Here is an 11,818-nt window from a genome sequence, read left to right as displayed (position 1 = left end):
TTTGAATTTCTTTTGAATACATAATAAACCCCGTAAGTTTGGATTTACTCCAACTTACGGGGTTTAGTTCATTGACTGGTAGATTGACGTCCTTAAATATGTTCCAAAAGACTGAATGCTTGCTGTAACAACAATTAAGGGGGCCGATTCTTCGAACTAAAATTTCCTAATCATCGTTATAATCGGCTTCAGAACGTCTTTTGTCTCACTATCTTGTTAACAGTTTCTTTATTAGATTATGATTTACTGTCTGAAATTTTTTGTTGCACATTAACCGTTGCTTCAGCAACATCTAACAAATGCTCAATCTGATCTTCATTTGACTCACCTGGATATTTCGCTTTCAAATCATCTTCATAACTATCCAAATAAGAATCTTCAAAGGCATCAGCAGCATCACTCACTGACACCTCTTTAATCAACTCATTTTTTTGCTCTTTAATAAACTGATTTAACATATCACTGACTTGCTGAGTCACTTCATTTTGCGTTGGCAAAGCAATCGCGCTAGTTTGAGAGCTGCCACTCTGACTACTTTGACTAGTTACAGTTTTATTTTGCTCGTTTTTGAATGACGAAGCCTGGGATTCACGATAGCTCGATTCATATTTTTCTTCTGATTGATCAACATGATAATCAGATATATAGTAAACACTAATCCCACCAATAATAATACCCAATATGAATACGACTATATACATCCAAATTCTTTTCATATTTCCCTTCCCCATTTTTTATTACATTTATTATAACTGATACAACATACTGAAACGAATGATAAGACCATACAAAAAGCGACCACCAATTAAATGATGGTCGCTTTTTAAAATACAAATTAGTCTTCCGCAACGAATGGCAAAAGGCCCATGATACGAGCACGCTTAATAGCAGTCGTAACTTTACGTTGGTTCTTTGATGAAGTACCAGTCACACGACGAGGCAAGATCTTACCACGTTCTGAAATGAAACGCTCCAACAATTCAGTATCTTTGTAATCCACATATTCAATATGGTTGGCTGCGATAAAGTCAACCTTACGACGGCGACGAGGTCCGCCACCACGACGTTGTTGTGCCATGATTAAATTCCTCCTGATAGAATAATGTCGTTAGACAATGTTACGCTTAATAATTTAGAATGGTAAATCATCATCAGAGATATCAATCTCTTGACCACCACCGAAAGGATCGTCAGATGCTTGTGAACTAGCAGCGCTTCCATTAAACACATTGCCATTTGATGCGGGTGCACCAAATGGATTTTGTGAAGATGAGGAATTGAAGTTCCCCTGGTTACGCTGTTGACCGCCACCAAAATTATTCGAATTGTTCGAACCATTTTGCGAACGACGCGCCTCACTTTCTGCACGACTTTCCAATAACGAGAAGTTATCAACAACAACTTCAGTAACGTAAACACGCTGTCCTTGTTGATTTTCATAGTTACGAGTTTGGATACGACCTTCAATACCAACTAATGATCCTTTTGAAGTAAAATTAGCAAAATTTTCTGCTGACTTACGCCAAATAACAGCATTAATAAAATCAGTATCACGCTCACCGTTAGCATTTGTAAACTGCCGATTAACAGCAATTGTAAATGAACCCACAGCAGCGCCAGAAGTCGTATAACGTAATTCAACATCACGAGTTAAACGACCAACCAGAACAACTCGATTTATCATATGGAAAGCCTCCTTTCAAGGTCTTTAGACCTAGCCCCTAAATTATTAAATTAATGTCATTTATAAAAATTACTCAGCTGATGCTAACTCACGCTTAACAACCATGTGACGCAAGATATCTTCTGAAATCTTAGCCAAACGGTCAAATTCGTTAATTGCTGCGTCATCTTCTGCAGTAAAGTTAACAATGTGGTAAAGACCCTCACGGTAACCTGCAATTTCATAAGTAAAGCGACGTGATGACCAGTCCTTTGACTCAACCACCGTAGCACCATTATCTGACAACACCTTGTCAAAACGCTCAACCAATGCTTTCTTAGCGTCAGCATTCATGTCAGGGCGAATAATGTATGTTAATTCGTATGCCATTATATATTCCTCCTTTTGGTCTATGGCCGACTACCTGCCGGCAAGGAGAGTTAACAAAAATGATAACTCACAAACACTTATACTACACGACAATACAACAATTTGCAAGTGTTATAACCCTTGCTAGGCCAAAATTGTCAATGTGTAATTCATAAAACGCTCTAGGTAAAATGGCTCGTCAACTGCAACAGCAACGAAGTTATTCTTTTTGGACTCATGTAAACGACTTAAATCACCAATGGTCCGACCATCATTGACATCAACCATCATATTCAATGGTAATAACGACACAAAATTAGGATCAACTGCCACACCGACCGCTAAAGGATCATGTAACGCTGCGCCTGCTTTATTAATATCTAAATTATAATAAGCATCAATATAATAATCAAAAATATCTGCAAACACACGGCCTTTTTCTGTTCCTAGATCACGCCACTGTTGCGTTTCTTTTTTCGTTAATAACGTCTGCAACGTGACATCTAATCCAACCATAACCAAATGCTTAGCATGTTTAAAGACGTAGTCAGCTGCCTCAGGATCTTGATTGATATTAGCTTCAGTGTATGGTGTGACATTGCCAGGTACCGTCAAAGCACCACCCATTAGTGTCACATTACCAATTAAATCAGCAATGGCAGGATCTTGTTTATAAGCAGCAGCCAAATTTGTTAATGGTCCTGTTGGCACAATAATCAAATCATCAGCATATTGGTGCGCAGCCGTAATCAAAAAGTCAACCGCTGACGTTGTTTCAACTGTTTGTTCCGAGTCTGGTAGTATCACATCCCCAATCGCATTTTTACCATGAATATCCATCGAAACTTGCATTGTCTCAAAATGGTCGGTTGTTGATGAATGACTTGCTCCAACAAAGACAGGTACATTACTTGTACCTAACAACTCTAATAATTTCAGCGTATTTTCTGCTGCTGTATTTACTTGTGTATTACCAAAAGAAGTTACCACACCAATCAAATCAGCATCTGGTGTTGCTAAAGCGTATGCTAACGCAAGTGCATCATCAACCCCAGTATCTAAATCTAAAATCATTTTCTTCTTTGCCATATTCTTCTCCCTTTGTTATAAAAAAGCGTTGCTCTAAACTTTGCTAGAACAACGACTTATTTTTTACTCAACTGTCCGATGAAAGCGATTCTTGAACAATGGCGAAACTGCCTTATTCTCATTAATGCGCTTAATCGCCTCGGCAATCAATTCTGCAGTAGAAACTTGTACCAACTTTGGGAATTTCTTTTCTTCAGGTAAGTTGATTGAATCCGTCACAATGACTTGTTCAAAGACAGAATTCTGTAAGTTTTCAACCGCTTTTCCTGAAAATACTGCGTGTGTTGCAACAACGTAAACCTCAGAAGCACCCTCATCTTTTAGCTTTTGTGCGCCTTGCGTGATGGTACCACCAGTGTCGATCATATCGTCAATCATGATTGCACGCTTACCCTTCACATCACCAATGATATTCATGATTTGCGCCACATTTGCCTTTGGACGACGTTTATCAATAATTGCGATTGGTTCATGAGAACCCAATAATTCAGCTAAGGCACGAGCACGTGTTACACCACCATGATCCGGTGATACAACAACTGTATTATCATCTGCAATACCAGTTGTAATCAGGTAATCAGCTAATAATGGTGCTCCCATCATGTGATCAACGGGAATATCAAAGAATCCTTGGATCTGTGATGCATGTAAGTCAAGCGCTAGAACACGTGTTGCGCCAACCATTTCCAACATATTAGCAACTAATTTTGCTGAAATTGGCTCACGAGAACGCGCCTTACGATCTTGACGTGCATAACCATAATAAGGCATTACAACATTAATTGAGCGTGCACTTGCACGACGTAGTGCATCAATCATAATCAGCAATTCCATTAAACTGTCGTTAACGGGTGCCGATGTCGGTTGAATAATGTAAACATTATCTCCACGAACTGATTCCTCAATATTTATCTGAATTTCACCGTCACTAAAACGAGCGATATTAATTTTCGATAGTTCCACACCAATAGCTGCCGCAATTTTTTCCGCTAATGGGCGGTTGCTGCTCAATGAAAAAATTTTCAAATGTGGATCCGAATAAGTTGCCATGCTTTCCTCCATTAGACACATCCAATTGTGTATTCAAGTCTTTAATAGTCTCATTGTACAGTTTTTCAATGTATTCTTCAATCTATTATTAATCGACTCATGCACTCAGTAATCAGATAAAGTTGTTATTTATGGAACTTTTTAAAGAGTGGCGTCCGTTGCCAGAAATCTGACTTAACAGTTTGCCGAGCACGTGCAATTCCCATGGCATGTTTCGGAATGTCATCAGTAATAATTGAACCTGCTGCAACAAAAGCTTCATCAGCAATTTCAACGGGACTAATAATTTTCGAACCTGAGCCAATAAATGCGCGATCGCCCACATTAGAATGCCATTTATTTTGGCCATCATAATTAACAAAAACCGTGCCAGCACCAATATTTACATCTTCACCAACAGTTGCATCACCCAAATAAGATAAGTGTCCCATCTTTGAACGTTCACCAAGTGTTGCCTTTTTAACTTCCACAAAATTACCAGCATGCGCTTCACGAGCAAGATAAGCCGCTGGCCGTAAGTGTGCAAACGGTCCAACTGTTGCTGCTTCTCGCACTTCGGCTTCTTCTAGATGACTTGCATCTATTTGTGCACCATCCGCAACAATAGAGTCGACTATTTTCGTTCCCGCTGTCAACACAACATGTCGTCCAATCTTCGTGTCACCCTTTAAGTAAACGTTGGGCTCAATCAACGTATCAGCCCCAATTTCAACATCAATATCAATGTATGTGTTTGCTGGATCAACTAAAGTTACTCCTGCACGCATATGTGCTTCATTGATACGTTGACGCATAATTTCGTTAGCTTTTGCTAAGGCCACACGATCATTGACACCCATCGATTCACCAAAATCATTAATTTGGAAAGCGCCAACAGTCTGACCTGATTCACGTAAAATTTCTAATGTGTCAGGTAAATAATACTCACCCTGTGCATTATCATTAGTCACCCGTTTTAGACTTTCAAATAATAAATGATTATCAAAAACATACACACCAGTATTAATTTCATCTACTTTTTTTTCATCATCGTTAGCATCTTTTTGTTCAACGATACGTAGCACATTTCCTTGATCGTCACGAATAATCCGACCATAACCTGTTGGATCTGGCGCTTTCGCTGTTAATACCGTCACAGCATTATTTGATTGTTCATGGTAATTAAATAAAGCTTCATAAGTTGCTGTCGTGAACATTGGGGCATCACCAGAAGCAATCAATGTCACACCCTGTTGATCTGCCAACAATGGTGCTGCCATTTGAATCGCATGTCCCGTTCCTAATTGTTCTGTTTGCTCCGCAAATTCAGATGATTTTCCAAGAGTCTGACGGACTTGTTCAGCACCATTACCAACAATCGTCACAACCTTCGCAACACCTGCTTTTTTGACCGTATCTACCACTAACTGCACCATTGGTTTCCCACCAACTTTATGCAACACTTTGGGTAAATCCGATTTCATTCGCGTCCCTTTTCCAGCTGCCAAAACAATGACAAATCTCTGCATGACTACCACCTTTGATCTAATCTTTTTTATTTTCTAATTGTTCTTCAAATTTGGCATAAATTTCATCTGCATAGTTACCAGATGTCACTTTGATAATGCCGTCATCTTTATTCGTGTCAACATGAATTAATGATGTGTAATCATCAATCACTCGGTGTGCTACTCGACCTTCTGCAACAACCGCAGCACCAACAACTTGTCCTTCAAATTCTTTAACTAACGATGCCATACCGCGAATGGTCCCACCAGCTTTCATGAAGTCATCCACAATCAAGACACGTGAACCCATCGGCAAAGAACGTCGTGATAGTTCAAGCTTTTCAAGACGTTGTGATTGTCCAGTCACATAATTAACTGACATCGTTGGTCCTTCAGTAACTTTGGTATCGTTACGCACAATAACAAATGGCACATTTAACTGTTCAGCAACAGCTTGCGCAACAGGCACCCCTTTTGTCGCTGCAGTCATCACGGCATCAATGGGCTCGCGTAAATATTGTGTAGCAATTAAACGACCGATTCGTTGTAAGAACCATGGTTGCCCTAAAATATCAGACAAATAAACATAACCACCAGGTAATACTCGTGTTTCGTCATCAATCGCGTTAACCAAAGATTGTACAAATTCATCCGCATCGGTCTGTGTCATATATGGTGTAAAGCGTGCACCACCAGCTGCACCGGGAATTGTTTCTAATAAACCAATGCCACGTTCACGAAATGTACGCTTTAAAATCGTTAAATCTTCTGAAATAGAAGATTTTGCACTTTCGTATTCTTCTGCAAAATGTGTTAGTGAGACTAAAGTACGTGGTCGCTCTAACAAGTAACGTGTCATATCTACTAGACGATCACTTCGACGTGTTTTCATATTTTATAACCTCGAACGTTCGGTAATTTTTAATTTAATACTGACATTATAACATAGTCGTTCATTTTAAGTTTAATAATTCCAATTAAACCCGAATTCAAGCGACATAATCGTTTAAAATTAAATTATTTTTCGGACGTTCGTATTCTACAGGCTTATTGCCAACTAACCGTTCGTGTTTCACCCGCAACCGTTGCATGCAATGCTAATTCATTGATATCAGGCTGGTCAAACACGGGTAACATTTCGGCAAATGTATTTGGCAATTGGTACTGACCACTTAACAATTTTTCACGTGTCGTCCAAAAAATCTGGCCTTCACGTCCAGTTCTAATCTGGCCTTGATACTCATCTGTCTTATAAAGAAAGACGATGTAACGAGCGCCATCTGGCAAAGGCCACTCCTTGATACCGACTAATTTGGGTTTGGTAATCGTTAAGCCGGTTTCTTCAAGTGCTTCACGATAAACTGATTGCGTGACTGTTTCACCAATTTCAACATGTCCACCTGGAAAGGTCACGCCCGACCAATTTGGATTGCGCCGATCTTCTACTAAAATTTCATGCGTCGTTGGATTCTCTATCATAATCATATTTGTTAATTCAATCGATGTATATCTTGCCATTTTTTCTCCCTGATGCAAATCATCCCCCGTTACCTGTGATTGACACCATGGTTACGGAGGATGATTTATTTTATTTCATTATCTAAAATTAGCCTTTGAAGACCCATTCATTACCATCTTTAGCTAATAATTCATCAGCCGCAACAGGTCCCATTGAGCCTGAAACATAATTAGGAAACTTTTCTTTCTTAGCGTCCCAAGCTGCCTGAATGGCATCAACGAAACGCCATGCAGTACCAACACCGTTCCAATCAGCAAAGTTTGACCCATCACCATTCATGGCATCATGAATCATACGCTCATAAGGCTCTGGTGTCAGTGCCTTATCTTTATCAGATACTTGCCATTGCAAATCAATCATTCGAGTTGCAAAAGCTGATGTAATATCCTTAGCGTTAATCTTAAATTCAATGCCACCCTTAGGATCAATCAAAATTGACAAAACTGGGTTTTGCAATGATACATCATCACCAAAGATATTCAAGCCTTTCTTAAAGACCACATCAACACGTGTTGACTTAGCAGCCAACCGCTTACCTGAACGAATATAGAAAGGCACACCTTCCCAACGTGGCATATCAAATTGCAATTTACCAGCAACATAGGTATTGTTTTGTGAATCTGCAGGCACGTCCATTTCATCCAAATACTTTTTTTGTGAACCATCAGCTGATTCGCCATATTGACCACGCACAAAATTCTCGGCAACTTCTTCAGCTGAATTGTAAATCTTTAATGAATTAAAGGCTGCATTCTTAGCTGCTCGAATTTCTTTATCGTTAAATGATGCCGGCTTCTCCATAGCTAACCACCCAATGACCTGCATCGTGTGATTTTGGATCATATCACGTAAAGCACCAGCTGTATCATAATAACCAGCACGCTCTTCAACACCCAAAACCTCTGATAGCGTTACTTGGATATTTTCAATGTAATCTTTGTTCCAAGTGGCATCAAATAATGGATTACCAAAACGAACTGCTGCAATATTTTGCACCATCTCTTTACCAAGATAGTGATCAATACGATAAATTTGGTTCTCATCAAAAGCTTCTGATAACTCATTTTGTAATGCTTCAGCGGTCTCATATGATGAACCAAATGGTTTTTCGATCATCAAACGGTTGAATTCGCCGTTGTCAGTGATTAAATGTTCTGACTTTAGGTATTTTGCCACTGTACCAAAGAATCGAGGTGCAACAGACATATAGAAAATACGATTGCCTTTCAAACTATACTTAGCATCTAACTCATTATTTAATGCAAGCATATCAGCATAGCCCTTTTGGTCCGTAATATCTTGTTGAATGTAGTAAAAGTGTGAAACAAACTCTTCAGCATTTGCTTGATTTTCAGTCGTATCAGCAATTGATGTCCGCACTAACTGACGAAATTCATCTGTCGTCAAGGCCTGACGTGCAGTTCCAATAATCGCAAAGTGTTCTTGTAAGAAACCTTTCTTAAACAGGTTATAAGTAGATGGATATAGCTTACGTTTTGCTAAATCGCCAGTTCCACCAAAAAACGTTAACAATGTTGTAATTTCTTTAGGCACGATGAATGCTCCTTTACTTGTTCGTTCATTAAGAATAACTCTCTATTAGTTCATCACTTTAATATGAACAATTATAAACTTTTTTTCACAATATTTCTATATTAATGTAAATCGCTTACAATTTTAATTCTGGCCAAAGTATTGCGTTGCTTTAATTGCACGACGCCAACCTTGTCGTAAGTGTTGACGTTGTTCTTCAGCTAACGTTGGCTTAAATTGACGACCAGCTTGGACATATTGTTCTAAGTCGGACAAATCTTGCCAATAACCAATCGCTAATCCCGCCAAAAAAGCTGCGCCTAACGGTGTTGCATCTTCATCTAAAGAACGTTCAATTTCTACATGCGCAATGTCTGCTTGGAATTGCATCAAGTATGGATTACGTGACACAGAACCATCCGCTTTCATTGTGGCTAGTTCATAGCCGGAATCTTTTTTCATCGTTGATAAGATATCCGCCGTTTGATAAGCAATTGATTGTAAGGTTGCTTTCACAAAATCGGCTTTGTTGGTCCCTCTCGTCATACCAAAGACACTGCCTCTTGCATTTGGATCCCAATAAGGTGCGCCCAACCCATTAAACGCTGGAATAATATATACTTCATCATTATTCGTTGACTGTTCAGCTAACGACCAAGCATCTAATTGCGTCTCAATCAACTCTAAGCGATCATGTAACCACTGAATAGCTGTACCTGCAGAAAAAATTGAACCTTCCAAAGCATAAACCGGTTTATCATTAACCTGATAGCCAATTGTTGTCACCAATCGATTTTGGGACATCACTGGTTTATGTCCCGTATTCATGATCATAAATGCACCTGCACCATAGGTGTTTTTCACCATGCCTTTTTCTAAGGCTAATTGACCAACCATTGATGCATTTTGGTCACCAATTAAGCTGGCAATGGGCACCTGACCACCAAAAAATGACATTGGACTTGTCTTACCAATAATTTCACTACTCTTGTAGACGCGTGGTAGCATACTAGCTGGAATATTGAACAAATCTAATAGTTCTTGATCCCACTCTTGCGTATGAATATTATATAGCATGGTTCGAGCTGCGTTCGTTGCATCAGTTGCATGAATGGCACCATCTGTTAATTGCCACGTTAGCCATGTATCGATCGTTCCAAATACTAAGTCACCCTTTTCTGCAGCTGCTTGTGCACCCGGTACATGATCTAAAATCCACCGAATCTTTGTTGCTGAAAAGTAAGCACTAATTGGCAACCCCGTTTTTTGTCGAATGAGTTCTGTTTGTTGCTGATTGTCTGCAATTTCTTGTGCAATAGCCTGTGATTGCGTGGATGACCAACTAATAGCATTATAAATTGGTTGACCAGTTTGACGATGCCAAATAATGGTTGTTTCTCGTTGGTTGGCGATCCCTAATGCCTTAATTTCATCTCCACGAATACCTGCATTAATTAATGCATCAGCAACAGCTGTTTGTGTCGCATGCCAAATATCCATTGGTCGTTGTTCCAACCAACCCGTCTGTGGTACCACTGGTGTCATCGGTACAGCAACAGATGTAACACGTCGCGCATTGTGGTTAAACACGATGGCGCGCGTACCTGTTGTCCCCTGATCGATTGCTAAGATATATTCTGGTTTTTTTATGGCCATTTTTTGTTCCCCAATAATTCTATCTAGATTTAAATCCCTTCTCTATTAAGTATACCAATTCCCCAAATTTATGCTAAACTTTTCTCATAGTAAAAACGGATAAACACGCTTTACCACACATGCTATCATAGTATAAAAATAACTCTGATTGTATCAGCGTGTCAAAAGTTTCATTTGTGCCAATGCACACAATTCATGGAGGATTTATGTTAACTCAGTCGTCAGCCGACGGCGATGTGCTCAGATCGCAGCACGTCGAAATTAAAGCAATTATTTTATACATCACCACTTTTTTTCAGTCTACTGGTGCGTCACTCATTTGGCCTATCACCACACTTTATATGCATAATATGTTACATCAAAACATGACCATATCAGGCTTGGTTGTCATGGGCTTATCAGTTACCATGATGTTCGGTAATTGGTTAGGTGGTCATTTATTTGATCGCTGGCATCCATATCGTGCCATGACAATGGCCGTTAGTCTCGCTTTAAGTGTCCTGCTCTTGCTCACTTTTTGGCATAGTTGGCCAATTTTCGCTTTATTGATGCTCATACTTGGATTTGCTGATGGCCTCATTTATACTTTATTAAATGCTTACGCTGCAACCATTCAATCTATCGATGCTAGAAAAGTTTTTAATCTCCAATATTTATTTATGAATGTTGGTGTGGTCGCTGGTACGGCAATTGTTGGTTTTCTATTTGATTACGGTGTGCAATATGTTTTCGGTGGCGCATCGATGATGTACTTTGTATTCTTTGTTTTAATCATCAAATATTTTAATATCAAAGGATTAGCCAAACAAAGTGCTCGAGCAGCCGACCGAGCAGCTAAAAGTACTTTCAAAACGCCAATTGTGATTTATGCCATCTTAGGATTAGCTTTTTCCTTCTATATGTCTTATATATTATGGGAAACAGTCATTGCAACCCATATGACTGACTTAGGGATGACTACCAAAGATTATTCATTCCTATGGACATTAAATGGCATCGTCATCATATTTGGTCAAGGCATGCTTGATCGTATTATCGTTCGTTTGCCCTTACGTTTCACAGTTCTTGGTGGCTCAACTTTATTTGCTCTCTCATTTTTGGTTCTTATTCAAGCACGAACCTATCCCATGTTTATTTTAAGTTTTATGATTTTGACAATTGGTGAAATTTTTGCGAGTCCTCAAATACCAGCATGGGTAGATAAACTAAGCGACCCCTATGCGAAAGGACATGCCCAAGGTTTATTAACCATGATCGTCTCACTTGGTCGGGCAATTGGTCCTTTATACGGTGGCTTATTGATTGACAGTGGTTCTTATAAAATTTTGTTTGCCTCTGTATTTGGTATTATGTTATTTTTCATCATATTAATCATGTTCTTGAGCTTTTCTCGTATCAAAAAACAATCATAAATAAAAACGACACATTACTTGCCAGACGGTTATTCCCCTG

The 11,818-nt window shown here is 39.2% G+C and carries 12 protein-coding genes; 1 reads left to right on the top strand and 11 read right to left on the bottom strand.

Annotated elements, in window-relative coordinates:
* Positions 1-236: 236 nt before the first annotated feature.
* From AC3B5D_RS10075 to glpK, 11 genes are all read right to left on the bottom strand, one after another.
* Entirely contained in the window at positions 237-716 is a 480-nt protein-coding gene (locus tag AC3B5D_RS10075) for a hypothetical protein (RefSeq protein WP_489840170.1), read from the bottom strand.
* A 119-nt stretch (positions 717-835) separates the two neighbouring features.
* On the bottom strand, positions 836-1,078 hold the full coding sequence (rpsR, locus tag AC3B5D_RS10070; RefSeq protein ID WP_042492992.1) for a 30S ribosomal protein S18: 243 nt from the start codon (positions 1,076-1,078) through the stop codon (positions 836-838).
* A gap of 54 nt (positions 1,079-1,132) precedes the next feature.
* Complete coding sequence (ssb, locus tag AC3B5D_RS10065; RefSeq protein WP_489840171.1) at positions 1,133-1,684, bottom strand: single-stranded DNA-binding protein; 552 nt, start codon at positions 1,682-1,684, stop codon at positions 1,133-1,135.
* Positions 1,685-1,753: 69 nt separating this feature from the next.
* Positions 1,754-2,053 (bottom strand): 30S ribosomal protein S6, encoded by a 300-nt coding sequence (gene rpsF, locus AC3B5D_RS10060; RefSeq protein ID WP_002828739.1) that lies wholly within the window; start codon positions 2,051-2,053, stop codon positions 1,754-1,756.
* Between the two features lie 123 nt (positions 2,054-2,176).
* Positions 2,177-3,121 carry a nucleoside hydrolase gene (locus tag AC3B5D_RS10055; RefSeq protein WP_489840172.1) on the bottom strand — a complete coding sequence of 315 codons (945 nt, stop codon included), beginning with the start codon at positions 3,119-3,121 and terminating at the stop codon, positions 2,177-2,179.
* 63 nt (positions 3,122-3,184) lie between these two features.
* Positions 3,185-4,171, bottom strand: a complete 987-nt coding sequence (locus AC3B5D_RS10050) for a ribose-phosphate diphosphokinase (RefSeq protein WP_489840173.1) — start codon at positions 4,169-4,171, stop codon at positions 3,185-3,187.
* A 125-nt stretch (positions 4,172-4,296) separates the two neighbouring features.
* Positions 4,297-5,679 carry a bifunctional UDP-N-acetylglucosamine diphosphorylase/glucosamine-1-phosphate N-acetyltransferase GlmU gene (gene glmU / locus AC3B5D_RS10045; protein ID WP_489840174.1) on the bottom strand — a complete coding sequence of 461 codons (1,383 nt, stop codon included), beginning with the start codon at positions 5,677-5,679 and terminating at the stop codon, positions 4,297-4,299.
* Between the two features lie 16 nt (positions 5,680-5,695).
* Positions 5,696-6,550, bottom strand: coding sequence for a pur operon repressor (purR, locus tag AC3B5D_RS10040; RefSeq protein WP_489840175.1), 855 nt, complete (start codon positions 6,548-6,550; stop codon positions 5,696-5,698).
* Between the two features lie 155 nt (positions 6,551-6,705).
* Positions 6,706-7,176 (bottom strand): 8-oxo-dGTP diphosphatase, encoded by a 471-nt coding sequence (locus tag AC3B5D_RS10035; RefSeq protein WP_489840176.1) that lies wholly within the window; start codon positions 7,174-7,176, stop codon positions 6,706-6,708.
* Positions 7,177-7,264: 88 nt separating this feature from the next.
* Complete coding sequence (gene zwf / locus AC3B5D_RS10030) at positions 7,265-8,731, bottom strand: glucose-6-phosphate dehydrogenase (protein ID WP_489840177.1); 1,467 nt, start codon at positions 8,729-8,731, stop codon at positions 7,265-7,267.
* Between the two features lie 123 nt (positions 8,732-8,854).
* Complete coding sequence (gene glpK, locus AC3B5D_RS10025; RefSeq protein ID WP_489840178.1) at positions 8,855-10,366, bottom strand: glycerol kinase GlpK; 1,512 nt, start codon at positions 10,364-10,366, stop codon at positions 8,855-8,857.
* A 206-nt stretch (positions 10,367-10,572) separates the two neighbouring features.
* Here glpK and AC3B5D_RS10020 point away from each other — a divergent pair, with 206 nt between their 5' ends.
* Entirely contained in the window at positions 10,573-11,778 is a 1,206-nt protein-coding gene (locus AC3B5D_RS10020) for an MFS transporter (RefSeq protein ID WP_489840179.1), read from the top strand.
* Positions 11,779-11,818: the final 40 nt, after the last annotated feature.

The sequence above is a fragment of the Weissella sp. ESL1177 genome, from assembly GCF_058107185.1.
The sequence above is the reverse complement of the archived record's forward strand: the minus strand, read 5'-3'. Positions and strand labels throughout refer to the sequence as shown.